The 25,694-nt window shown below is 33.3% G+C and carries 26 protein-coding genes; 8 read left to right on the forward strand and 18 right to left on the reverse strand.

The window, feature by feature from the left end; genetic code table 11:
* Nucleotides 1–238: 238 nt before the first annotated feature.
* Nucleotides 239–670, reverse strand: coding sequence for a BLUF domain-containing protein (locus tag KMW28_RS06920; RefSeq protein WP_169664025.1), 432 nt, complete (start codon nt 668–670; stop codon nt 239–241).
* 247 nt (nt 671–917) lie between these two features.
* Between KMW28_RS06920 and KMW28_RS06925 the strand changes: the two genes are divergently transcribed.
* Nucleotides 918–1,319 carry a response regulator gene (locus KMW28_RS06925; RefSeq protein ID WP_169664024.1) on the forward strand — a complete coding sequence of 134 codons (402 nt, stop codon included), beginning with the start codon at nt 918–920 and terminating at the stop codon, nt 1,317–1,319.
* 7 nt (nt 1,320–1,326) lie between these two features.
* Here the strand turns inward: KMW28_RS06925 and KMW28_RS06930 are convergent, their stop codons facing one another.
* Together KMW28_RS06930 and KMW28_RS06935 are read right to left on the reverse strand one after the other, a co-directional pair.
* The gene (locus tag KMW28_RS06930; protein WP_066208918.1) at nt 1,327–1,752 is read right to left on the reverse strand and encodes a BLUF domain-containing protein; all 426 of its coding nucleotides are present in this window, start codon (nt 1,750–1,752) and stop codon (nt 1,327–1,329) included.
* Nucleotides 1,753–5,670, reverse strand: coding sequence for a CheR family methyltransferase (locus KMW28_RS06935; protein WP_169664023.1), 3,918 nt, complete (start codon nt 5,668–5,670; stop codon nt 1,753–1,755). It abuts the gene before it with no gap.
* 120 nt (nt 5,671–5,790) lie between these two features.
* Here KMW28_RS06935 and KMW28_RS06940 point away from each other — a divergent pair, with 120 nt between their 5' ends.
* Nucleotides 5,791–6,345, forward strand: a complete 555-nt coding sequence (locus tag KMW28_RS06940; RefSeq protein WP_169664022.1) for an SRPBCC family protein — start codon at nt 5,791–5,793, stop codon at nt 6,343–6,345.
* On the opposite strand, the gene pgeF is transcribed toward KMW28_RS06940, so the two are convergent.
* The 5 genes from pgeF to KMW28_RS06965 all read right to left on the reverse strand — a co-directional run bounded on the left by pgeF (nt 6,329) and on the right by KMW28_RS06965 (nt 10,808).
* Nucleotides 6,329–7,111: a peptidoglycan editing factor PgeF gene (gene pgeF, locus KMW28_RS06945; protein WP_169664021.1), complete on the reverse strand. Its 783-nt coding sequence runs from the start codon at nt 7,109–7,111 to the stop codon at nt 6,329–6,331. The two genes, KMW28_RS06940 and pgeF, sit on opposite strands and share 17 nt — an antisense overlap.
* A gap of 5 nt (nt 7,112–7,116) precedes the next feature.
* Nucleotides 7,117–7,851 carry a 1-(5-phosphoribosyl)-5-[(5-phosphoribosylamino)methylideneamino]imidazole-4-carboxamide isomerase gene (gene hisA / locus KMW28_RS06950; protein ID WP_169664020.1) on the reverse strand — a complete coding sequence of 245 codons (735 nt, stop codon included), beginning with the start codon at nt 7,849–7,851 and terminating at the stop codon, nt 7,117–7,119.
* A 1-nt stretch (nt 7,852) separates the two neighbouring features.
* Nucleotides 7,853–8,440 (reverse strand): imidazole glycerol phosphate synthase subunit HisH, encoded by a 588-nt coding sequence (gene hisH, locus KMW28_RS06955; RefSeq protein ID WP_169664019.1) that lies wholly within the window; start codon nt 8,438–8,440, stop codon nt 7,853–7,855.
* A 186-nt stretch (nt 8,441–8,626) separates the two neighbouring features.
* A complete protein-coding gene (locus tag KMW28_RS06960; RefSeq protein ID WP_169664018.1) occupies nt 8,627–10,498 on the reverse strand; it encodes an alpha-amylase family glycosyl hydrolase in 1,872 nt (623 codons plus the stop codon).
* 70 nt (nt 10,499–10,568) lie between these two features.
* Nucleotides 10,569–10,808, reverse strand: coding sequence for a hypothetical protein (locus KMW28_RS06965; protein WP_066208907.1), 240 nt, complete (start codon nt 10,806–10,808; stop codon nt 10,569–10,571).
* A gap of 285 nt (nt 10,809–11,093) precedes the next feature.
* Here KMW28_RS06965 and KMW28_RS06970 point away from each other — a divergent pair, with 285 nt between their 5' ends.
* On the forward strand, nt 11,094–11,579 hold the full coding sequence (locus tag KMW28_RS06970; RefSeq protein ID WP_169664017.1) for a SixA phosphatase family protein: 486 nt from the start codon (nt 11,094–11,096) through the stop codon (nt 11,577–11,579).
* Nucleotides 11,580–11,599: 20 nt separating this feature from the next.
* Here the strand turns inward: KMW28_RS06970 and KMW28_RS06975 are convergent, their stop codons facing one another.
* Nucleotides 11,600–12,373, reverse strand: a complete 774-nt coding sequence (locus KMW28_RS06975) for a TIGR01458 family HAD-type hydrolase (RefSeq protein ID WP_169664016.1) — start codon at nt 12,371–12,373, stop codon at nt 11,600–11,602.
* Nucleotides 12,374–12,550: 177 nt separating this feature from the next.
* Between KMW28_RS06975 and KMW28_RS06980 the strand changes: the two genes are divergently transcribed.
* Both KMW28_RS06980 and hisC read left to right on the forward strand, forming a co-directional pair.
* Nucleotides 12,551–13,537, forward strand: coding sequence for a Kelch repeat-containing protein (locus tag KMW28_RS06980; protein ID WP_169664015.1), 987 nt, complete (start codon nt 12,551–12,553; stop codon nt 13,535–13,537).
* 33 nt (nt 13,538–13,570) lie between these two features.
* Entirely contained in the window at nt 13,571–14,632 is a 1,062-nt protein-coding gene (gene hisC / locus KMW28_RS06985) for a histidinol-phosphate transaminase (RefSeq protein WP_169664014.1), read from the forward strand.
* A gap of 54 nt (nt 14,633–14,686) precedes the next feature.
* Here hisC and KMW28_RS06990 read toward each other — a convergent pair whose 3' ends face one another.
* From KMW28_RS06990 to KMW28_RS07030, 9 genes are all read right to left on the reverse strand, one after another.
* Nucleotides 14,687–15,514 carry an aminotransferase class IV gene (locus KMW28_RS06990; RefSeq protein WP_066208900.1) on the reverse strand — a complete coding sequence of 276 codons (828 nt, stop codon included), beginning with the start codon at nt 15,512–15,514 and terminating at the stop codon, nt 14,687–14,689.
* 12 nt (nt 15,515–15,526) lie between these two features.
* Nucleotides 15,527–15,997, reverse strand: a complete 471-nt coding sequence (smpB, locus tag KMW28_RS06995) for an SsrA-binding protein SmpB (protein ID WP_169664013.1) — start codon at nt 15,995–15,997, stop codon at nt 15,527–15,529.
* A 2-nt stretch (nt 15,998–15,999) separates the two neighbouring features.
* A complete protein-coding gene (locus tag KMW28_RS07000; RefSeq protein ID WP_169664012.1) occupies nt 16,000–16,710 on the reverse strand; it encodes a 2-phosphosulfolactate phosphatase in 711 nt (236 codons plus the stop codon).
* Entirely contained in the window at nt 16,710–17,573 is an 864-nt protein-coding gene (locus tag KMW28_RS07005; RefSeq protein ID WP_066208894.1) for a hydroxymethylglutaryl-CoA lyase, read from the reverse strand. The genes KMW28_RS07000 and KMW28_RS07005 overlap by 1 nt, the downstream gene beginning before the upstream one ends.
* Nucleotides 17,574–17,740: 167 nt before the next feature.
* Complete coding sequence (gene gdhA, locus KMW28_RS07010) at nt 17,741–19,084, reverse strand: NADP-specific glutamate dehydrogenase (RefSeq protein ID WP_169664011.1); 1,344 nt, start codon at nt 19,082–19,084, stop codon at nt 17,741–17,743.
* A gap of 142 nt (nt 19,085–19,226) precedes the next feature.
* Nucleotides 19,227–20,459: a PP2C family protein-serine/threonine phosphatase gene (locus KMW28_RS07015; RefSeq protein ID WP_169664010.1), complete on the reverse strand. Its 1,233-nt coding sequence runs from the start codon at nt 20,457–20,459 to the stop codon at nt 19,227–19,229.
* A gap of 12 nt (nt 20,460–20,471) precedes the next feature.
* Nucleotides 20,472–21,746, reverse strand: coding sequence for an ABC transporter permease (locus KMW28_RS07020; RefSeq protein WP_066208890.1), 1,275 nt, complete (start codon nt 21,744–21,746; stop codon nt 20,472–20,474).
* 32 nt (nt 21,747–21,778) lie between these two features.
* The gene (locus tag KMW28_RS07025; RefSeq protein WP_066208888.1) at nt 21,779–22,033 is read right to left on the reverse strand and encodes a hypothetical protein; all 255 of its coding nucleotides are present in this window, start codon (nt 22,031–22,033) and stop codon (nt 21,779–21,781) included.
* 44 nt (nt 22,034–22,077) lie between these two features.
* Nucleotides 22,078–23,187: a glycosyltransferase gene (locus KMW28_RS07030; RefSeq protein WP_169664009.1), complete on the reverse strand. Its 1,110-nt coding sequence runs from the start codon at nt 23,185–23,187 to the stop codon at nt 22,078–22,080.
* Nucleotides 23,188–23,297: 110 nt separating this feature from the next.
* Here KMW28_RS07030 and bcp point away from each other — a divergent pair, with 110 nt between their 5' ends.
* The 3 genes from bcp (at nt 23,298) to blaOXA (ending at nt 25,692) form a co-directional block, all read left to right on the forward strand.
* Complete coding sequence (gene bcp, locus KMW28_RS07035; protein WP_169664008.1) at nt 23,298–23,747, forward strand: thioredoxin-dependent thiol peroxidase; 450 nt, start codon at nt 23,298–23,300, stop codon at nt 23,745–23,747.
* A gap of 68 nt (nt 23,748–23,815) precedes the next feature.
* Entirely contained in the window at nt 23,816–24,658 is an 843-nt protein-coding gene (locus KMW28_RS07040; protein ID WP_066208882.1) for a transketolase, read from the forward strand.
* Between the two features lie 197 nt (nt 24,659–24,855).
* Nucleotides 24,856–25,692 carry a class D beta-lactamase gene (blaOXA, locus tag KMW28_RS07045; RefSeq protein ID WP_169664007.1) on the forward strand — a complete coding sequence of 279 codons (837 nt, stop codon included), beginning with the start codon at nt 24,856–24,858 and terminating at the stop codon, nt 25,690–25,692.
* Nucleotides 25,693–25,694: the final 2 nt, after the last annotated feature.

Below are 25,694 nucleotides of genomic sequence, written 5' to 3' on the forward strand. Positions count from 1 at the left end.
TTAATCCTTATTTTTTGATAAAGTACAGAATCCTTCTCTTGGCCTTTAACAAGAGCGAAATTAATAAGTGATAAAACAATGAAAGATATTAGAGTTCTGTAGAACCGTGACGACATTTAAATTTTTACCTTTTTATAAAATGGATTATAAAAGTTTAATCAATAAATAAAGGTAATAAATTAAATAATGGGATTCTGATTTTAAAAAGTAAAATAAAGGGTTTGATTTTACGATATTCTTATTCTTTCATTGTGGAGGCTATCTGATGTAGCATTTGATTTATTTTTTGAATGACCTCTTCATCTGAAAATATCTGATTGTCAATACTGAAAAATATGGTTTCTAATAATTCATGATAACCGATTTCTATTAAGCTATTATAATCGATATAACGCATACTCCAATCTCCAAATAATCGATCTTCTCTAATGGGCAAAACAATGTCGTGTTTAATATGATGCCTTTTATCTTTCTTGATATTTTCGATTAACTGTTTGATACTTTTTTCAGGGCCTTCTATGTATTGAATAAAAATATCATTCTTGAATGTGAGGTATCCAGAAATATCAAATTCTTTGTTTTTTTGGGCAGCAGCTTCATGAAGTTTAATTAATTGTTCTTCATTGAAATTTTCATCAGAAGCACTGCTATAGATGTAGGAGTATATCATAAACTTATTGAGTAAAGGGTATAAAAAGTTAGGTTCAAGGAATCTAGATATATATAATAATTTATAAAATTAGAATGAGGCAAAGAAACATTTAAAAGATGATCTGATATAGACGTTTTTCAATTACAATAAAATCTAATAATAATACATTAAATATACATAGGTAAGTTTGAATCGTTATTTACTGCTTCTATTACGTGTTAATAATAAATGAATTTTGTATATTCATTTACCCAACTGAAAAACTATGAAAGAAAAAAAACTGATTTTCATTGATGATGATGAGCTTTTGATCGATATAGTCAAAATCATCTCATCAACATTAAACGAGACAAAACACTTATCAAAAAGTTATTACAGGAGTGGAGATGAGTTCCTAAAAAACACATTAATAAATGACTATGCTTCAACTGATAACTATGTATTTCTTGATTTAAATATGCCTGGTTTGGACGGGTGGCAAGTACTTGAGGAACTAATGGCTTTTAATTTCTCTAAAGAATTAAAAATATTTATTCTAAGTTCGAGTATTCATCCTCGAGATAAAGAAAGAGCAGAAGCGAACCCACTAGTACACGGATATATTGAAAAGCCTCTAAGTAAACAGAAATTATTAGACTGTATAACAAAAAACAAAGTAGAAGTATAAGTGGCCATTAATAATATTCGGCCACTTTTAACAACATTCTATTGATCTTACTTGATACTTCGCTATTTGAAAACAGCCTATTATCAATAGTAAAGAATACAGCATCTAACAGTTCATGAAATCCGATTTCTATTAAATTGTTGTATTCAATGTAACGCATATTCCAATTCTTAAAAAGACGTTCTTTTCTATTGGGAAGTACAAACTCATTTATTATTTGATGCCTATCGTCTTTATGGAGGTTTTTAATTAGTTGTTTGATTTGATCTTCATCTCCTTCTATATACTGAATGAAAATATCATTTTTATAGGTTAAATACCCAGTGATGTTATGAACACTATTATTTTTCTCAGCATCATATTGAAGTTGTAAGAGATCGTCTATTTCAAAAGCATTTTTACTTTTACTACTGTATATATACGAATATATCATTTAATTATCGTTTGGTAATTTTATTGTAAACTTAGTGCCTACATTAACTTTTGAATCCACTTGTATTGTTCCACCTGTTGCCTCAACTTGTGTTTTAGTTAAGAAAAGGCCTAAACCTCTAGCATCTTCATTGTGATGGAATGTTTGATTCATTCCAAAAATTCTCTGTCCAAATTTTTCTAAATCAATACCCATTCCGTTATCCTTAACAGAGATAACAATTTGATTGTTTTCTGAATATACCTCAACTTCAATTTTAGGTAATCTATCTTCTGAGCGGTATTTTATTGCATTACTCAGTAAGTTCAAGAAAATGCTTCTTAAGTACTCTTCCGGATAACTAAATGTAAGTCCCCTTTCAACATCCATACTAATTAATACCCCATGCTTTTTCATGTTGCCAGATAAAATATCTAACACTTTCATTAACTCTTCTTTTATGTTGATGTTAGAGCGCTGAAGACTAGTTTTCTGTTGTACTTTGATGGCATCTGTTAAGTTATTGACTGTTTTTTCTAACTGAGCAAGTGCCTTCTCGAAAAGTTGAATATACTTTTCCTTTTCTTTATCATCATTTTCGTTATGATACAATTCTACTAACGACAATAGATTAGATAAAGGAGAACGTATGTTATGAGAAGCAATATAAGTATAACTTTCTAACTGTTCGTTTTGAACAGCCAAGGTTTGAGCCGTTTTCTCCGCCAAATTCACCGTTTCTTTCCATTGATATTCCATTGATTTAGTCTCTGAAATATCAAAAACAAGACAAAGTAGAGAAAAATGATTATCCTCTTTTGTAATCTTCCCAGCTAATCTTAAATGAAGTTTTTCTGAGTTTAACGTTTTTATTCTTAACGTTATATCAAAATGCTTTGGCTTTTCTTTTAGAAGTTGGTAAAGCTTTTTCTCGTCTTCTTTCTGAATGATATTCAAAATGAAAGACTTATCAATTTTTATATTTTTATCTTGGACTTCAAGCCATTTTAAAAGAGTGTCATTTACATTCACTGTATCTTTTTTGATATCAGGAATACTAATCGTACCAAAATGATCTAGATCTAATAAATCAAGATAAGTATTTGCTAAATCACCAATTACTTTTTCTTTCTTGTATTCCTTAGTGATATCTTTAAGGATACCATGGAGGCCAATAATTTTGTGATTTTTATTGATTGAAGAGCAATCAATTAAGATCACTTTTGTTTCTAAATGTATATTAGTTTTAAATTCTTTTCCATATTGAATACAATCATTTAGTTTATTTCTAAACGATAAATAAGACTCATTTTGAACAGTCTCTCCATATTTATTCTTTATGAATGAATCAAAGTTTTCTGCAGAAATGTTATTGTATTCTTTCCCTGATATCAAAACTTTCTTTTCATCGAAAAGCCAAGTCCAAGAATGTAGGTCTAAATGCTTAGAAATAGTTTTGAACTGAGAAATCTTCTCTTGGTGTTCCTCATTTAAGGCCAATAATTTCTTAGTTGGATTAAAATCAGAAATTGGAATAAATGAAAGAATGACTCCATCTGCCTCAAAATCTTTGTCAACACAAGGTGATACTCTAAGAAGATATTTTTTACCTTCATTATCCGAGATTTCTTGCTCTTGTATTTGGTTGACTTTTACTGCATCTTCAATGGATTGATAAAAACTTCCTTTGATTTTAAAGAACGTATTAAATTGTAAGATACTTCTTCCTAAATCTTCGTTTTCGATACCAAAAAAGTCACTTGCATTCGGAGCTATACGACGAATTTTTAAGTCATTATCCAAATATAAACTGGCTATACCTGCCGATTTAAACAAGTTCAGGAAGTCATTATTAAGTACAGAAATCTCTGTTAGTTTCTCTTTATATTCCTGGTTAACAGTGTATAGTTCCTCGTTTACAGATTGAAGTTCCTCATTACTACTTTGTAATTCCTCATTGGAGGACATCAATTCTTCGTTATTAATTTGATAGTTCTCATTAATACCCTCAATTTTCTTATTCGCATTTTTTAGCTCTAAGTGAAGATGTTTGATTTCATCTTTTAAATTTTGAATGGTATTGTCCTGCTCTAAAATATTATCTTGATTGTCTTTCTTGATAGGAACAAACTCCAAAATAATATTATCACTATCTATATTCAATGTAAATTTTCTGATGATGATATCAGAAACCAATCCTTCTGTTACATTATTGAAGGAAATATTTTTTAGTTTTCTACTCTTTCCATCTTCTTTTACCTTCTTTATCTCTCTGATAATATCGATGTAAACTTCGAAGTCGAAAACCTCTTTTAGGACCAATTCTTTTTGTGGAAAGAATAGATATTTACCTGTTTCTTTGGTTGAATAAATAATGTTTTCGTCAAAATCTACGACGATGAATGGCTGGCAAAAGAACTGTATTAATCTTTTTTCTATATCAGTAGCAAAAGTATTTTCTTTAAACTGAGTAATTTCTAACTCCACTGGACTTAAAGTTTTTTGATTCTCGAATTTATGACGTTGATCAATATCTATAATTTTAAAATTTTCGGTGAGTTGGAAGAATTTTTTCTTGACATCAATTTCTTTTAAAAATTTATCTGAAAAGTTTTTCTCAGATGGTCCTAAGAATAAATACCCACCTTTATTTAAGGAGAATTTTATGGTGTTTAATATCTTATACTGGTTTTCCTTTTTAAAGTAGATCAAAAGGTTTCTACACGTAATTAGATCAATATTTAAGAAAGGAGGAGTTTCTAAGATATCATGTTTTACAAAGGTGATTAACTGTCTAACATTTTCGTTGACAGTATACTTGTTTCCATTTTTGAAGAAATATTTTTTTAAGAACTTTGTGGGAATTTCATTTAATTCTTTCTCTGTAAATGAGCCTTCAGAAGCATATTGGATCGCCTTATTATTAAGGTCTGTCGCAAATATTTTTACCTCTTTCTCTTCTTTTATTTTTTCTAATTCCTCAAGTACTAAAATAGCTAAAGTATAGGCCTCTTGTCCTGTACTACAGCCTAAAGACCAAATACGAACAATGTCTTTGTCCTTAAATACTTTTGGAATAATGCTCTGTTCTACAAAATCCCATTCTTCTAAATCTCTGAAAAATGAAGTCACCCCAATGAGAAAACTATTGGCAAGTGAATCCAATTCCTTAGGGTGTGTTGTTAAATGCTGATAGTATTTTTCGATGGAATTGAAGTTTTGGTATTCCATCATTTTTAAAATTCGACGATATAACGTCTGTGTTTTATAACTTCCGAAATTAATGTTCGATTTAGAGCTGACTAAACTGATAATATGATCGAGTACTTTAAATCCTTTTCCAGCTCTATTCGAATTTCCATTGGTAGAAATAAACTCTAATATTTGAGATAGATCTTCAATACTAGAAATAAAATCAATTGGATTGGTTTGAATGGCAGAGAAAGGCATGCCATTAAACTTCGCAGAATCCGGGTGCTGTACAATAGAAATACCATTATTGGCATTGATATATCTCAACCCTTCAGTTCCATCAGATCCTGTTCCTGATAAAATAATTCCAATGGCTTTTTCTTTATAAGTAGTGGCTAAGCTTTTAAATAGAATGTTGATAGGATAAGATAATTTATCCCTTTTACTTGTTTTTTCCTTTACAACAATCTTATTGTTCTCTATGCTTAAAGTTGTATGGTTATTAATTAAATAAATATGATTCTTCTTCAGAAAATGATCTTTATTTACTTCAATTATTGGAATTTTAGTCACTTTCTTCAAAAGTTCTGGTATTAAACTTTTATGTTCTATTGATAAATGCAGAACAACAATAAAACACATATCAGTATTGTTATTCAGCTTTTCAAATAAGTTGTTAATTGCTTCAAGGCCACCTGCAGAGGCACCGATGCCAACTACAAATTTAGGATAGTTATTCTCAGTCATATTAGTTTTTTTAAAACTTACATCAATATAGTCATAAGATTTTAATAATATTTTTTATAACTAATTTATTTTGCATCGATGATTACAATTGTAACTTTACAGCATCAATTTATTTAAATAATGAGAATATTTCGTTTTTTTTCCTTAGGTGTATTCACTGCATTAGTCTTTATTATTGGAGGGGCTTTATTGCTTCCATCTGAATATAATGTTCATCAAAAAATCTTTATTAAAGAGAAACCAAGCACTATTTTTCCTTTTATTAATAATTTAAAAAAATGGAATTCTTGGGCATTTATTGATGATGAAAATAATGCTAGATTGTCGCCAATGTATTCAGGCCCTGAAGAAGGAGAGGGAGCGATCCATACTTGGATGGACTATCATGGAAATAATGCTAAAATTCAGATATTAGCTTCAGAACCTTTTGAAAAAGTAAAACTACAAATGACCACAAATGATGGAGCATTTATTTCTGATATTCATTTTACCATTGAAGGAGATCAGAATGGAAGTGTGGTAGTTTGGGATGAAAAGGGAGATTTTGGCTTCCAATTGTCTGCTAGAGTAGTTGCTTTTATGTCGGATTATGAAACTAAAATTGGAGAACAATACCAACAAGCATTAGAACAATTAAAGAATAGAGTAGAAGAAACTTCTACACCAAAACAATAGCACCTCCAAAACGACCGGTTTGATTAGGTGATGCCTTTCGTGCTGAAAAGAATCGATGATCTGTAAAGGTATTGATTGGCATGAATTCGATGTTTTGTTCTAAGATTCCATTTGTTTTACATTGATATTTCTGACAAGCAGTAATGTCGAGATATCTTTTTTGAACATCAGGATGTTCACTTAAAACTTGATCTATAATCTCTGGATATGCTTCCTCAAAAAGTTGGGCGACCTCTAGACCTATCTCATACGTTTCTTTTTTTATAAAAGGTCCAAAGCATACTTTAATGTCAGAAGGTTGACATCCAAATTCATTGTTCATACCCTCAATTCCTTTTGTGAGAATTTTAAGTTCAGTGCCTTTCCAACCAGAATGAATTGCACCTATCACTTTTTGTATGGGATCGAATAATAGGATTGGAGTACAGTCTGCTGCTAACGTAAGTAAACCTACGCCTCTAACATTGGTAATTAAGCCATCAGTTTTAGGAAAAGGAAGAGGACTCGATATCAAGTCCTCTAAATTATCTTCTTTGATAATGCCAATAGTATTGGTATGTTGTTGATCTCCAATAAAAAGATGATCACAACCTAAAGCTTCTTTTACTCTTTTCCTGTTTTCCAGAACATCTTCTTTTTTGTCATGTGCTAGATTCCCAAGATTTAAAGAATCAAAAGGAACCTGACTCACTCCACCATTCCTAGTGGTAATAAAATGATGAATAGGCTCATCTTTTAAAAGTGAAAAGGAAAGAGTTTCAAGCATTTTAGTTATTTACTATTGTGTGCATAAATCTGATCAATACTTATTGTGCCTTCGTAAATTGCTTTACCCACAACTACTGCAGGAATACCTGCTTCGTCCAATTTTGTGAGGTCATCAAATTTACTTACACCGCCACTTGCAATCAATTCCATATCTGGAAATTCAGCAATTATTTCTTGGTACAAAGCGGTATTAGGTCCTTGCATCATACCATCTTTAGAAATATCAGTACAAAGCACTTTAGTAATTCCTTTAGAAGTATAGTTTTTCAAGAAATCAAAAAGTGGCAATTGACTGTCTTCTTGCCAGCCGCTAACAGCAATTTTTTTGTCTTTTGCATCAGCAGCTAAAATCATACGTTCAGCTCCAAATTTTTCAATCCAGCTGACAAATTTATCTTCTGCTTTTACCGCAATAGAACCACATGTGACCATTTCAGCACCATGATCGAATACTTTTTGCAAGTCTTCATCAGATTGGATACCTCCTCCAAAATCAACTACTAAATTGGTGTTTTTAACAATACGTTCTAAAACAGGGTAGTTCACTACCTTTTTCACTTTAGCACCGTCCAAATCAACCAAATGCAAACGTTTTATTCCTGCATCTTCAAATTGTTTTGCAATGTCTAAAGGATCTTTTGCATATACTGTTTTTTGAGCATAATCGCCCTGTGATAACCTTACTAGTTGACCGTCGATAAGATCAATAGCCGGAATAATTTCTAATCGTTTGCTCATTTTAGCACTCTGTAATGAAGTTTTGAATAATTTTTTGTCCTACATCTCCACTTTTTTCAGGGTGGAATTGAGCAGCATAAAAATTGTCTTTATGAAGAGATGCACTGTATGGATGTACATAGTCAGTCACTGCAATAGTTTCTTCACACAACTCAGCGTAATAACTGTGTACGTAATAGACATAATCATTATTCTCTAACCCTGTATACAAAGGTGTTTTTAGATCATGAATATTGTTCCACCCCATATGAGGGACCTTTAAACTATCACTTTCAAATTTCTTGACATGAGTATCAAAAATACCTAGACAATCGGTATCTCTTTCCTCAGAATGTTGACACATTAATTGTAATCCAAGACAAATGCCAAGGGTAGGTTGTTTTAATTCTTTAATCAGTACATCTAGATTTCTAGCTTTTAGATAATCCATTGCTGATTTTGCTTCGCCAACACCAGGGAATATCACTTTATCCGCAGATAAGATTTCCTCTTTTTGGTCTGTTAGAATAGGTTCAATGCCAATACGTTGTAATGCATATCTTACTGACTGTACATTACCGGCATTGTATTTAATGATAGCAACTTTCATCGATTAGCTATTTTGTGATGCTTCTGTTTACTTTTAAAAAGTAAAATCAGTAAAGCTTTAAACGAAAGTCAAAATTACAATACTTTCCAAAGAATGAAAATAGATGAGTTGATTTCATAAAAAAACGGCTTATTTATGATGATATTTTACATAAATAAGCCGTTTTGTTATAGAATTGTCTGCTATCTAAAATGTCAAATACATTGCAGAATAAGGGGCGATACTTATGGATGAACCACTTTCTTTTGCCTTATCCAACGAAATACTCACACTTTGTCCGGATAATAAATCTTTTGTTTTGACTTCATCTAAATTAGATACTCCAATAGCATCAATAACAATCGATGGAATGATTAAGTCCAGCTCCATTTCTTGATCTGAGAAATTGGTTATTACAAGGACTCTTTCGCTCTCATCAAATCTAATGAAGCTATATACTTTATCAGTATTGTATTTAGCATTTGTGCGGTTAAATTGCTGAAGATCGATAAGCTTACCACTTCGAATAGCGGAAGACTCAGTAGAAGCTTTGATAATATCCTTATACTGTTTTCTTAATGTTCTTTGTTCTGCAGATAATTGGCCGCCATCATATTTATGATTGTTCACCCATTTTTGATGTTCAGGAACACCCCAATAATCAAAAATTGTGGTTCTTCCATCATCTCCACTAAAGCCTGAAACATTTTTCCCAGGTTCTCCCACTTCTTGACCGAAATAAATCATCACAGGGCCACTACCTAATGCAGCACTTACGGCCATTCCAGGTATGCCTAATTGTGGATCGTTTGAAAACTCTTTAGAAGCAATTCTTTGCTCATCGTGATTTTCTAAAAAGCGAAGCATGTGGTTATTAAATCCATCCATCTCTTTCCAAACCTTTGTCAAGTGAGAAAGAGAAGAACCCTCACGATCCTCCATAACTGCACGTAAAGTATCATAAACACCTACTTTGTCGTAGAGGTAATCAAATTTTCCATTGAAGATATAATTTTCGTATTCTTTAGGATTGTACACCTCTGCAATGAATCGGATATTAGGATTGATTTTTTTGATTCTTGGAATCATCCAGCCCCAATATTCTACAGGAACCATTTCAGCCATATCACAGCGGAAACCGTCTACCCCTTTTTCTGTCCAATACGTTAGGATTTCTAATGTTTTCTTCCAAGTTGAAGGTACATCTCCATCGATATCAAATACTTTTTCTCCATTACCAGAAATATGATTTACACCGTAATTCAAACGTACAGTTTCAAACCAGTCATTCACAGTAGGGTTAGGAGTTACAGCCCCATTTCCTGATACTTTTGCAGGTACTTCTTTAAACTTTCCATCCGCTAAAGGAAATTTTGCTCCTCCTAAAGGTTTGTATCCTTCAGGAACTACAAATGGCTTACCGGGTAAATAGTAGAAATTATTATTAGGGTCAAAACCTTTCTTTAGGTTATCTGAAGCACCTAAATCTTTAACTCCTTTCGGTTTTTTATCAGAGTAATATGAACGAGCAACATGGTTCGGTACGAAATCAATAATTACTTTTAAACCTTCATCATGTGTTCTTTTGATTAAGGCTTCGAATTCTTCAACACGTTGATTTACATTATTGGCTAAATCAGGATTAACATCATAGTAATCTTTAATCGCATATGGAGAACCTGCACGCCCTTTTACCACGTCGGCATCATCTAATCGGATGCCATATTTTCTGTAATCTGTAATTACTGCATGTTCAATTACTCCTGTGTACCAAACGTGGGTAGCCCCCAGGTCTTTTATTCCTTTTAAAGCCGCCTCATTGATATCATCAAATTTACCGACTCCATTTTGTTTTAGAGTTCCCCAAGGAATATTGTTTGTTGTAGTGTTACCAAAGAGACGTGTCATCATTTGATATACTACAATTTTATGGTCTTCAATATTTTCTGTTGAACTTGATATATCGTAAAGATGTTTCATTTTCTTTTCATCTTCTTGATTACCAGAAGAACAACCAAACAAAAGTAACGTAAAAATACCTATTATAAGGTAAGGGAATTTGCGTCGAATTATATTCATTTACGGTTAGTTTTAATTGACAAAACAAAAAAACTCTCTTTATTTTTATAATAAAGAGAGTTGAGATATTTTACTCACTTTTTTTATTGTAAGCACGTTTTTGATTCAATTGTTGAGCAATTTTGTATAAATCTACTTTAGAGAAAATAGTATCATAAATTGCTTGATGTGATTTTACATCTTTAAGATCTTCTTGCATTTGAACTGCAACAGTAAATGGGTTAGTGTCTTTTAGTTGCTTTCTCAGACTATTTAAATAATCCTTATCTTTTTTGATTGCATTGAAAATTATTTCTTCAATTTCGTTCATAAAATTGTCAAGTTAATATGGTTGATTTATTATTTATGTATTATGTAATAATAATTAAAAATAATTAGTTTAAAAAACCTTTTTTCAAAAATATTTTTATCAATTTGATAAAAATATTTAAAGGATGATTTAAGAAGAATATTTCATCTTTTTTAGAAAAATATTTTTGACTTTTTGAGATAAATATACAAGAAAATAGATTTATCATAATTTATATTTTTCATCTAACTCAGTTTACTAATAAATTTTGTGTAACTTGATAAAAGATCTTACAGTTAAACCACAATGAAAACACTAATACTAATAAGACACGCTGAAGCAGAATCTGCCTATTTTGGGGTGGAAGATAAAAATAGAGAATTGACTCAACAAGGCTATGCACAAGCATTGCATATGTCTCAAAAAGTGAAAAGTGGTTCTTATGTGCCAGATATTATTTTCTTTTCTGACGCTGTTAGAACCCAAATTACCACCCAAGTGCTTCAAGAAACGTTGGATATTCCAGAAGAAGCCACCTTTGAGGAAGGCTCGTTTTATGATGCAAACGTTGGGAGGTTATTGGATTTTATCAATCAGCGATCTGATGAAGCCGATTGTTTTGCTATTGTTGGTCACAATCCGACCCTCAGTTTTCTAGCTGAATATTTAACAGGAGAAGCGTTGGCTTCACTTGCTCCTGCAGATGCTTTAGTAATTACTTTTGATTTTCCATCTTGGAGTATGGTTTCTCAAGCAACTGGACAGTCTTTGTGCAGGTATACCGGAAACTAATGGATCAGGTTTTATGGTGATTATTTGATAAGTAAACCTACTAGATCATTAAAATTTTCAATTAAATAGTCGGGTTGAACAGGAGAGTTGTCGGTAAGTTCTTTACGATATTTTCCTGTTTTGACTTGTATAGCAGTTAAGTTAGCTGATTTAGCACCTTGAATATCTCCGACAATATCATCACCAATCATCAATAGTTCATCTGCAGATAAACCAATTTTTTCAATCGCAGATTCATAAAATGCTTTTTCAGGTTTGCCTATACATACACTTTGCGTAGAGGTAGCGAATTCTAATCCAGTAATAAAAGCACCGATATCAATACGGAGGCCATCAGCCGCTTTCCAGAATTTTCCTTTGTGTAGACCGACAACTTTACTACCGTTCAATATTTTATTGAAAAGGTTGTTCATAAGTGCGTAGTCCCAATTTTTTCCAATATCACCTACCACAATGACTTCCGGATCAATAGTATTTTCCTTTATATTATCATAAAATAGGTTTCTAACGCTAGTTCCTCCTAGTACTTCAACATTATTATACCTCATTTTAGAGACATAATTGTATGCCGCTAGAGGCGGACTTAAAATCTCATCTTTTCCAACAGGAATACCCATTTTAATCAGTTTATCGAATAATTCTTCTGATGTTATTCCTGAAGTATTGGTGACAAATAAGAAAGAATAGCCTTTATTTTTTAAGGTTTTAATACTGTCTATTACTCCTTCAATTAAAACAGAATCGTTGTATAATACTCCGTCAAGATCGCAAAGTATGCCTTTGATATTTTTCATTTAACTAAATCTTTTTCCTTTTATTTCTATTTATAGGATAAATATTTGATTCACAAAATCATCCTAATCAACAACAAGAGTTTATTTTTAACTAAACATAACACCATTTGAAACTTTCAAACAATGATACTACTTACCTATGTGTTATTTTTGTGACAATAAAATTGAATTCCGTTAATGAAGTTATCTTCTTCAACATATTATTATCTATTCTTATTAGGATTGATTTCAATAATTCAGGGTTGTGCCTCGGTGAATATCAGAGAGTACGAGAATGCCTCGATTAAATTTATGAAATCGTCTCCCTTACCGCAGCCAAGAGCCTATATGGGTTATTGTAGTAATGGAACGTCATGTTTTGTTGTGGGTGGAGAAAATAAATCGGGTGATAATTTTGATAACGTCTTAGTATTTAATGTTGACAAGGAGCAATGGAACGAATTAACCCCTGTGAATATTACTGCGGAAAAAAACATCAATAGTATTATAGCCAATGGCTCATTATTACTATTAAATGGAAACGAAAATAAAAACGATGAGGACTTTTCTGATGTAGATGAAAACGTCCGAGAAATCAGTTTTAATGTTCAGGTTCCTTACTTAAATAAAGTATCTGAAAACCCAGAGCCTTTATATAAAAATTGCCTCGCTGAGTATAAAAATATGGTATATTCATTTGGTGGAATGATTGATGAGGATACCTATTCTAATACATTATATTCATACGATCCCAAAAAGAAAAAATGGAAACAATTAGCGAGTATGCCTATTCAAATGGTTACGTTTGGAGCAGCTGTTAATGGTAAAATTTATACTTTTGGAGGTAAGGGAGACAAAGAAATCGATGATATTTTTATGTATAACATGAAAGTGAATCGTTGGGTGAAAGTAGGTAAACTACCTGAGCCTATCACTGATGCTGCAGTGACTCAATTTAAAGACTATATTATTCTATTCAGCGAAAGACAACTATTTATTTTCGATACCGCTAAAGGTAGCTTAAAGAGGTTTCAAACCAATATTGGTGATTTAAGAGGCATGGGGGCTACCGTTTCTAAAGAAAAATTAATTATTTTTGGCGGTATCAAAACGTCTGGTTCTGGAAAATCTAATTATTCCTCTACGGTATATATGATTGACTTAGGAAAAGTTCTCAAAGGTTAGACGTTAAGTTGATCACTATCTCATTTTTTACACATGGAAAAATCTACCTTCGATATATCCTCTTTATTAAGAGAGCATATCCGAACAATGACACCTTATTCATCTGCTAGGGATGAATTTGAAGAAGTTTCTGATGATTTTATATTTTTAGATGCCAACGAAAATCCTTTCGGAACGGCGACTGGCGAAAAATACAATAGATATCCTGATCCTTATCAAAGGGCTGTGAAGGAAAAGCTTTCTAAGGTAAAACATGTACCAACGGAAAACATCTTTTTAGGTAATGGTAGCGACGAGCCTATCGATTTACTATTTAGAGCTTTTGTTGAATCGGGTAAAGATAATGTCATTATTCTTCCGCCAACTTATGGTATGTATCAAGTTTCTGCTGCTTTAAATAATGTAGAACTAAGAAAGGTATCTTTAACCGAATCACTTGATATTGATACAGAGGAAGTGTTAAATACTATAGATCAGCATACAAAACTCATTTTTGTATGTTCTCCTAATAACCCTACAGGAAACTCTGTATCGGTTGATCGTATAGAGCATTTACTGAATAATTTTAATGGTATTGTGGTGGTAGACGAAGCTTATATTGATTTTTCTGATCAAGAAAGTTTCTCTCAAAAATTAGATCAATATCCAAATTTAGTAGTCTTGCAAACCTTTTCTAAAGCCTGGGGTATGGCTGGTTTAAGGTTAGGGATGATGTTTGCCTCTAAAGAAATTATTAGAGTTTTCAATATCATTAAGCCTCCTTATAATATCAATCAGTTAACACAGGAGAAAGCTTTAGAATGTTTAGATAATGAGGATAAGGTAAAGGAAATGGTATCTGTTTTAATATCAGAAAGAGAACGCCTTAAAGACGAATTGTCTAGTTTGCCTAGAGTGAAAAGCATTTATCCTTCTGATGCCAATTTCTTATTGATTCAAGTAGAAGATGCCAATAATGATTATGACAAGCTGATAAAGTCTAATGTAGTCATTAGAAATAGGGCAAATGTTTTACTTTGTGATGAAGGTTTGAGGATATCAATCGGCACAAAAGAAGAAAACGATAAGTTTATAGAGGCATTTAAAGCCCTATAATTTAGCTATAAATAAAAAAGAGCATTTGATATCTACATCAAATGCTCTTTTCGTTTAGTAGTGGTAAACGGTTTCGAAAACCTTTCGCCAAGCGTCTAAACATTTATAATTATGTTCACCAATTTGAGTGATCAGAGATACCCCGGTGACATTTGTGGTAAGTACCGCATCAGCATCTATAATATCTGCTTTTCTAGCAAATACTCTTTTTACTTTGTATCCTTTCGATTCAAGATCAGCAATTATATTTTTTCTACTGATTCCAGAAACACAGCCCACAGAAATCTTTGGAGTGAAAACTACTTTATTCTTTACCCAAAACAAGTTACCACTTATTGTTTCAGCTAAATATCCTTCGTTATTTAAGAGAATAACATCATCTAGCTTTCTTTTTTGTTTCTCTAAACCAGCTAAAGTGTAGGTAAGGGAAGAAAGTGTTTTACAAGAAGAAACAGGAGTAGGAGCCACATTTACAGTTTCTGCAAAATCGACTTTAAGATTTTTTGTTTCTCTTTTTTGTTGGTATTCTTGAGTAAGTAAAGCAACATGACCCATTTTACTTAGAGGAGTATATAAACCTCCTCCAGAGCGCCAAACTATGAGCTTAATTCTACTTTCTCCTTCGATCCCATTCTTTTTCTTTAAGGTTTTGTATTGCTCTCTAATATATTCTGGAGTCAACAAATCGTCCAAAACATTAATTTGTAGTTCTTTTAAACCTTTTGAAATTCTTTCTAGGTGATCTTCCAAAAAACGAATATTTCCATCTTTAGTAATCATAGTTTCAAACAGGCCATCGCCAAACTGAAACCCACGATCGGTTATAGGTAGATTCGTTTTATTGGTTTTTATAATTTCTTTATTTAGAAGAATGTAATTCATAAAAACACCAATCTAATACTTCATTCTAGACATTTCTCTTTGCTGATCTTTAGCCTTTAAGTCATTACGTTTATCGTATAACTTTTTACCTCTAGCAAGAGCAATTTCTATTTTCGCTAATCCTCTGTCGTTAATAAATAATTGAGTGGGTACAATAGTGAAACCATTCTCTTTTACTTTACGATCGAGTTTACTTAATTCTTTCTTTGTAAGTAATAACTTTCTATCCGCTTTCGCTTCATGATTGTTATAACTGCCACCCATTTCATAAGGAGCAATGTGCATAGCACGAACAATCAATTCAGATCCAATAAACAGGCAAAAAGCATCCTGAAGACTTACTTTTTGCATACGTATAGATTTTATCTCAGTACCTTTTAGGGATACCCCAGCTACGAATTTTTCAATAAATTCGTATTCATGAGATGCCTTTCGGTTCTTTATTTTAACTTTTTGTTTTATTTCTAATTTCTTACCTCCCATAACTACTTAATTGTAATTTCGTCTCCGTTTAATATCGGTAATACATCACAATAATCTTCTGTAGCACAGAATGCCAGATCATTTTGTGCTTTGAGTCCGCTTAAGCGCTTAGCATGTGATGCGTGATTTTGAATTACCTCACTTAAATTATTTTTAGCTGATTGATACTGACTCAACGCCATGTAAGTAGCATCATCTGTTATTTCAACCTCCTCTTTTAACTGATCAACCAAAGCTCCAGCAAAAAGAGTATCTTCTAAGCTAGGATTTCCTTTCCATCCAGCACAGATGATGATCACATCTTTTTGTTGCTCTTTGATGTATCTCCCGATAGAAGAAACATTTAAGAGTGCTCCAATCACTACTTGATCTGCCGATTTTCTAGCTGCATCAATAGCCACAGTTCCATTTGTGGTGGTCATGCATATCGATTTACCATGATATGCCTCTTCCATGTGTTCATAAGGAGAGTTGCCAATAGTAAATTCTTCCACTTTTACGCCTCCTCTTTCTCCAGCAGTAACGTAACCCTTCGCAGCATAAGTTAATGCTTCTTCTACCTTTTTTACAGGAATAACGCTTTTTACACCTGCATTTAATCCAGCAACCATACAAGAAGTTGCTCTCAAAACATCGGTAACGACTGCAATCTTTCCTTCTAATTGATGTAGGTGAAGGATTTCAGGCGTTAGGCAAGTTTCGATTTTAATCATTATCCAATATATTTTTTTCGGAATTCGTTGGCTAAATCAAGTTGTTCTAAATTTAAATTTGATTCAATACTATTCGAATCCGATAGTGCTTTTATTAAAGATTCAGTAGCCAAATTTCCAGTTAAATCATCTTTGGCCATAGGACATCCTCCAAGTCCACCAAGTGCAGCATCTATTCTTTTACAACCAACATCTATGGCAGTTTTAGCAAAAGAGTAAGCATCAGAGGGATGACAATGCAAATGTACACCCAATTCAGTATCTGACAATACTTTTGAGGCATTTTCGAACATATGTTCAACATCTTTTAAGGTTGCAGCCCCAATAGTATCGGCTAACGAAATAATTTTCACCCCCATTTCCCTAAGTTGAACAGCTAAATCTAATACTTTAGTAGTAGGGACATATTCTCCATAGGGGTTGCCAAAACTCATAGATAAATACACTACAGCTTCTTTTCTATGTCGCTTACATAGAGTCACAATTTCTTTTAAATTCCATAATGCTTCACTAATTGAACTATTTGTATTTCGTCTCTGAAATATTTCGGAAACAGAAAGGGGAAAACCTAAATACGAGATTTGGTCATAAGAAACCGCTTCTTGTGCGCCTCTCAAGTTGGCAATAATAGCTAATAATTTTGTGGATGTTTCTGATAGATCTAATCCATCTAATACCTCCCTTGTGTCTTTCATCTGAGGAATAGCTTTGGGTGAAACAAAACTCCCAAAATCTAAAGTATGAAATCCTACTTTGAGTAATTGATTGATATAGTCAATTTTAGTTTGAGTGGGTATAAAAGTAGATAACCCTTGCATAGCGTCTCTTGGGCATTCAATGATGTTGATATTATTTTGGTTCATTGATGAAGTGAGGTGTTGATTTAAAAAATGCTGTTTATTTCTGATGTAGAGTAATTAATATACTATTTTTCTTAGGGGAAAGCAATTTGATAATAATTTTTGTGATAATAATAAAGGGTGATGCCACCGAAGTTGCATCACCCTTTTGTATATATCCTAACAGGAAATTAGATTACACCGTAAGCAATCATAGCATCAGCTACTTTTACGAAACCACCAATGTTGGCTCCTTTTACGTAATCTACCCATCCGTCTTCTTGACCATATTTTTGACACTTCGCGTGGATCTTTTTCATAATCCCTTGAAGTTTCTCGTCTACTTCTTCGAAAGACCATTGTAAACGCATAGAGTTTTGCGTCATCTCAAGACCTGAAATGGCAACACCACCTGCGTTAGCCGCTTTACCAGGTCCGTACATGATTTGGTTTTTCTCAAATATTTTGATCGCACCAATCGTAGAAGGCATGTTTGCACCTTCACAAACTAGGATACAACCATTGTCTATCAATTGTTGTGCATCTTTATCGTCCAACTCGTTCTGAGTAGCAGAAGGGAATGCTAAATCTACTTTCACGCTCCAAGGTCTTGCACCTTCAGTATAAGTAGCGTTAGGGTATTTAGTAGCATATTCTGCTAAAGAAACACGTTGAACGTTTTTCAAATCTTGGATATGTGCTAACTTTTCAGCGTCGATACCATCTGGATCGTGTAAGAAACCACCTCTATCAGACATAGTTACTACTTTTGCACCCAATTGGATAAGTTTTTCAACAGTATATTGTGCTACGTTACCAGAACCAGAAACGGCTGCAACTTTACCATTGTAATCATCTCCTCTTACTGCTAACATTTCACGGCCAAAGTATACAGAACCGTATCCTGTCGCTTCAGTTCTTGCATTAGAACCTCCAAAAGCTAGGTTCTTACCAGTAAGAACACCTGTGAATTCGTTTGCAATACGACGGTATTGACCGTACATATAAGATACTTCACGACCACCTACACCAATATCGCCGGCAGGAACGTCAGTATCTTTACCAATATGTCTGTAAAGTTCGGTCATGAATGCCTGACAGAATCGCATCACCTCAGCTTCTGATTTCCCTTTAGGGTTAAAGTCTGAACCACCTTTCGCTCCACCCATTGGAAGCGTAGTTAAAGAGTTTTTCAATACTTGCTCAAATCCTAAGAACTTAAGCGTACCTAACGTAACTGATTTGTCAAAACGCAAACCACCTTTGTAAGGTCCGATTGCACCATTAAATTGAACACGGTGACCTCTATTTACACGGATATTTCCTTCATCATCTTGCCAAGTTACACGGAAACTGATTGTTCTATCAGGTTCAGTCATTCTTTCCAAGATTTTTGCATCCAAGTATTTTGGATTTTCATTAATGAAGGGAATTAATTTTTCAGCTACTTCTTCTACAGCTTGGTAAAATTCCGGCTGACCAGGGTTTCTCCTTTTTAGACCCTGCATGAAACTTTTTAATTCAAGTTCTTGCATTTAATTAAAGAGGTTAGTAATAATTCTATAAAAGATAAATGTTATATATGTGTGTTGTTCTTCATCAATTTATTGATGAAGAACAATTGAAAATTAATTCGTATGATGTATTAAACTGATCTTATTGAATTAAGTTTCGTTTTTATTTAAGTTTTTCTAAATCTATTTTACAAGATAATAAAGTGATATCATCTGCATATGCTTGATGACCTTTAAAAGTATTTAAAAGAGAGATCAAATTCTCGTGCATTTCTTTCTGTGCAAAATTGATATTTGACTCTAAAAACTCCTGTAATTTTTCATCTCCGAGTTCCTCGTCCTCGTCGTTGTAGGTTTCAGTAAAGCCATCAGTAAAGCCAAATACGAAAAACTGATGCAAGTTATCAATTTCTCCGATTTCTAAGAAAGGTAATTGAGAAAAAGATCCTAAAATTGTTGTTCCTACCTCTAAACGCTCAAATTTCTCGTTTCTGTACATAAAAGGAGGGTTATGCCCTGCGTTAATATACCTTAAGGTACGAGTGGTAGTATCAAATTCCATGAAAAAGGCAGTAATAAAACTTTCGCCTTCGGCACTTTCAAGAATTTGGGTATTGGCTTCATGAACGATATGTTCTAGATCAGTACCTCTTCGAGCCATTGCACGTATTGTTCCTTGGAAATTGGACATCAATAATGCAGCTGGTGCACCTTTACCAGAAACATCGGCAATCGACATTAAAAACTTAGTATCACTTAACGGGACATAATCATAATAATCACCTCCAATAGAGTGGTGAGGCATATAACTTGCGTGAACGGATACTGGTACGTCATTGCCATAAGGAAGCTTTTTAGGGAACAACATATGCTGTACATGAGAAGCAATTTCTAATTGCTTTTTCATTTCCTTTTGAACTTCTTCTTTACGGGCTAATTTTTTATTTTCAATAGCCACCAATATGATATTGGTAAGGGCTTCTGTAAAACCTTGATCTTTAAAATCGTCACGATCCTTTGTGCTTCCTACAAGGGCATAAGCAAGAACATCGTTTTTATGCTTAATGGGGATGATAGTATCAAAAGGCTCGTATCCTTCAGGTTTATCACCTTCTAATTTTGAACTTACATCATACACCTCAAATTGAGGGGGGAATATTGATGTTAATTGATCGTCATGCGTGCCATAATTGACAAAACGAGAAAATCCTTGATCATCATCGTCAATCACATAAAGAATCAAATTAGTGATACTTGGGTTAGAAGATAGGGTTAATTTATATATAGTATATAAATCTTCTTCAGATCTATTTGCGTTAATGGCACTGATCGTTTCAAATAACGATTCAAGTTGCATCTCTTTAAGCATCAAACGCTTTTGCATATTATTCGCCATTATATAATCTCTTTAATTGTTTGTTTTTGAATGTGGGTCATAGGCATCTCTAAGCCCATTGCCAATCAGGTTAAACGCTAATACAGTAATACTAATAGCAAGACACGGGAAAATGATTAAATGCCAGTGTCCTGTAGGTGTTAATTCTGTTAAACCGTCTTTAATCATAGTTCCCCATGAAGGCATAGTAGGAGGGCCTCCTAAACCTAAGAAGCTTAAACCCGCTTCAATTAAGATGGCTGAAGCAAAATTTGAAGCACTTATAACAGCTAATGGACCTAATATATTGGGTAAAATATGATGTACTATAATTTTATAGTTAGAGTACCCCATCGCTTTAGTAGCTTCAATATAATCTTTTTGTTTTATAGATAAAATCTGACCTCTAACTACTCTTGCTACTTCTACCCACATCGTAAGACCTACAGCTACAAAAGTGACCCATATATCTTCGTTTTGAAGGGCCAATCGTACAGCAACTACAAGCATAATGGTAGGGATAGACCAAGTGATAGTCATTAACCACATAGAAATTTTATCTATTATTCCTCCAAAATATCCGGCGGTAGCTCCAAATAGAATACCGATACTTAGGGATATTATTAATGATATGAATCCAATTGTTAGGGAAACTCTTGATCCAAAGATTAATCGACTCAAGACATCTCGTCCAATTTTATCTGTACCAAGTACATAGGTTTTTTGGGCAAGACACTTCTCATAAAACTCATTTTCTAATTGTACTTTAGAGATAGTTCGGACGTTTTGAAGCTCATCCAAGTAAATAACATCTTTATCTCTAATGACATAGTTGTGAGCCAAATTAATTCCCAACTTCTGAGAAGGGGAGGCATATATACCTTTTACCACACTAATTAATGGGAGTCCCATTTCTAAGCGAGAGGTGGTGTGTAAAGATCTTTTTTCTAATCCAGGATAAACGATAAAAAAGACTGAATCTCTTTCTACTCTTGGTGTGCCTACAATAGGGAATTCTTTGTATCGGCTCTCTTCACCATCAATAATCTTTTTAAATACTGGAGGAGTTGGGATATGAAGGTTTTTCTTTTCTTTCAATATTTTGACTGAAAACATTGGAGGCTTTTTAGAAACTTCCAATAAACCATCATTAGCAAAGTGAGAACTATCGGGCATTATCAAATAACCCAACACAGCCACAAAACTGAGGAGTAATATATATATAGCTGAAATAACAGCTAGTTTGTTCTTCTTAAATCGTTTTTTTATGAAATGAGAAGGTGACTTATGTATCTCGTAAACACTCATTAAAAGTCAGTTAATTCTATTATTTGGTCGAACTATACAGTATTATGCTTTAGTAATCCTTTTTTTGATGCAAGATATAAGTAATCTTTAAAATTGTCATCAATATTTACTTCAGAAAGTTCTAATTCAATATCAGGTGCTGAGTAGCAACGTATCCAATCGCTTTCGATACAAGACCTAAGTACATTTACTAAATCTTCTGCTGTCCAATTCAATTCATTTTGTAAGTCATCGAACGCAGTTACGAAATATAATTCATCAATTAATTCGTATTCCTTTTCTGTCATATAAAAAATAATTTCGAATACTTTTCAAAAATAATAAAAACTATCTATTTCCCGATGATTTTTCTATTCTTCCACTCGTAATTCCCAAAAGTACTTAGAAAACCTATGGAAACAGCATAAAAAGGATAGAATAAAGAGATGATAGGGAGAAGTACAATGTTTTTATAATCATCAAACCACTTGAGGATATAACGATTGTACCACGTTTCTACAATTGTTTTTAAAAATAGAGTTAGGGAGAATAATAAATAGCCCTCATTTGTAGTGACAACATCAATTAATGTGAGAAAGAAGGAAAGGTGAAAAAAGAAGACAAAAAGACTTCCGAATAATGGGGCTTTGTTTTTGTAATGCTTCCACTTACTTGCCCATCGAATACGCTGTTGAACAAACTCATTAAAATTTTTAGGAGGAGTAGAGGTCACTATCGCTTTTTTATCTTTTAGAAAGAGGATATCTGATGCATTTTCCTTTGCAATTTGATGCAAAAAGAATTCATCATCTCCTGTGGGAATATGGGCATGTTGTTCATAATCATTTTGATGAATAAACGCATCCCGCTCAAAACATAAGTTGGCAGCGTTACACATGTTAGGCTTTTTGATGCCAATACTTGCTGCTCCAGTTAAAATTAGACTTCCAAATTCGGCGTTCATACATCTTTCCCAAAAGTTCTGGTAACTGAAACGCACCGGACCAGAAATCATTTTTGGACTTTTAGAAAGATAGGTGTTAGCAAAAGATGTTACCCAATCTTTATGATGTACACAATCGGCATCAGTTGTGAGTATCAACTGACTATCAGATTGCTCGATGCCGTATCGTATAGCTTGTTTTTTCCCAGTGATGCCATTGGGCAGGGAAAAAGTTTTTATTAAAGGATGATGGGGGATGAGTGTTAAAGATTGATCTTCAGAGTGATCATTTACTAAGATGATGTTATAGTTCGTATAGCTTTGTTTTGTCAAACTTTTCACCAACTGCTTGATGTTCATTTCTTCATTTCGGAAAGCAACTATAATACTGATAGAAGGACCTTGCTTGAGAACAGCCTCTTCAGTTTGCGGAAATAGAGGTAGTTTTTTCCATGAAAAAATGAGTAGTATTAAAAGTATCGAATAAATAGATACCAAAATAAAGTATAGAAATTCCAAGTGCGAAGGTTGTCTAAGAATGATTAAAAATGCAATATTGTAACTGCAAATTCGGATTAAAGATAATTATTTTATCTACAAATTTATCTTCACATCAAACCTAAACAAAAATGTCGTTAGAAGTAGGACAAAAAGCACCAGATTTTAAAAGTATAGATCAAGAAGGTAACGAGATCACATTGTCTCAGTTTAAAGGCAAAAAAGTGGTTTTATATTTCTACCCAAAAGATATGACTCCAGGTTGTACAACTCAAGCTTGTGATTTAAGAGATAACTACGACCGTTTACTTTCTCTAGGCTATGTGGTACTAGGAGTAAGTACAGATCCTAAGGAAAGACATCAAAAGTTTATTGCAAAACATGAACTTCCTTTCCCTCTAATTGCGGACGAAGACCATACGGTACACGAGGCTTATGGTACTTGGCAATTGAAAAAAACGTTCGGAAAAGAGTACATGGGGACGGTCAGAACCACCTTTGTGATCGATGAAGAGGGAATTTTAACCGATATTATAAAAAAGGTAAAGACGAAAGAGCATACTAATCAGATTATTAATTAAGTTTGCAGTCGGAATTAAATGAGGGAAACCTCTTTTTTATAAAATATCAATAGCTTACGTCAAAGAAAATGGCAGAAATTGCAGAATTGAAAAGAGTTGCGTCTCAAGTGAGACGTGACATTGTTAGAATGGTCAACGCAGCGGGTAATGGTCACCCAGGTGGAGCATTAGGCTGTGCCGATCTATTAGTTGCACTTTACTTCAAGCACATGGAGCACAATACAGAGTTCTCTATGGATGCTAAAAATGAAGATGTTTTCTATCTTTCTAATGGTCACATTTCCGCTGTTTTTTACAGTACTTTAGCTAGAGCAGGTTATTTCCCTGTATCGGAATTGGCTACACACAGAAAAATCGATTCAAGATTACAAGGCCACCCAACTCCTTATGAGCATTTAGAAGGTGTACGTATGGCGTCTGGTTCACTTGGTCAAGGTCTTTCTGTTGCTGCTGGTACAGCTTTAACTAAAAAGCTAAACGGCGATGACAAAATGGTTTACTGTCTAATGGGGGATGGTGAGCAACAAGAAGGTCAAATTTGGGAAGCTGCAATGTATGCTGCTCACAATAAAATTGACAACCTTGTAGGTGTTATCGATTACAACAACCGTCAGATCGATGGTGATGTATCTGATGTATTGAGCTTAATCGACATCGAAGCGAAATACAAAGCATTTGGTTGGGAAACTATCGTTGCTGATGGTAACGACATGGAGAAACTAGATGCAGCTTTAACACAAGCAAAAGAACTTTCTGGTAACGGAAAGCCAATCATGATCATCATGAAAACTGAGATGGGCTTCCCAATCGATTTCATGGTAGGTACGCACAAGTGGCACGGTGTTGCTCCAAATGCAGAGCAAACTGAAGCAGCTTTATCTCAATTAGAAGAGACTTTAGGCGATTACTAATCCCTAACTGATCATACAAAAAAGCCTATTTGATTTTAAATCAGATGGGCTTTTTTTAATATGATAAATTAAAGTGAAGTTTGAAAAACATGAAATGTAAATTATAAATAGAGTTTTTTATAGATTTCTTGATTGCTAATTGATTTATCAGAATCTTTGAAGTTGATAAATTTTTTAAATTAAAAGCTAACAACTAAATGAGAACTTATTATTTCCTTCCACTATTCATTTTTCTATTTTCTTGTGGAAGCAATCCATCATCTGATCAAAAGAAAAAACATCAAAACACTGCCTCAGAGATTCATGAATCAACTTTTCAAGACATTTTGGATTCTGCTCAAGTCAATGGTTCTATTCTTATCTATGATGTAGAAAAAGATACGTATCATTCTAACGATTTTGATTGGGCAAAAACAGGGAAATTACCTGCATCCACTTTTAAGATTCCTAACTCTATGATAGCCTTGGAGACGGGTGTTGTAGAAAATGATAGCACTATTTTAAAATGGGATGGCCGACCAAAAGCCATTAAGGTATGGGAACAAGACTTACCTTTTTACAAAGCATTCAAGTATTCATGCGTTCCTTGTTATCAGGAAATAGCTCGTAAAGTGGGAGTTGAGAAAATGAATGATTACCTCCAAAAATTGGCTTACACAGGGATGGATGTTCGTGAAGAAAACATCGATATGTTTTGGTTAGTTGGAGCATCAAGAATTACCCAATTCCAACAAATTGACTTTTTAAATAGGTTAATTGATACTAAATTGTTAATTTCTGATAGAACAGAAAAGATCATCAAACAAATTATGGTCATTGATGAAAAGCCAAACTATACCCTTCGAGGTAAAACAGGATGGTCAACGGATAATAATGAAAACAATGGATGGTTTGTTGGTTATATCACTTTTGAAAATAATACCTACATTTTCGCTACCAATTTAGAACCTCAGGAAACATTTGATATGAAAGGCTTTCCAAAAGTTCGATCAGCAGTTACTATAGAAGCATTTAAAGCACTGCAGTTGCTCTAAAT

Origin of the sequence: Flammeovirga yaeyamensis (genome assembly GCF_018736045.1) — a bacterium.
GTDB lineage: Bacteria > Bacteroidota > Bacteroidia > Cytophagales > Flammeovirgaceae > Flammeovirga > Flammeovirga yaeyamensis.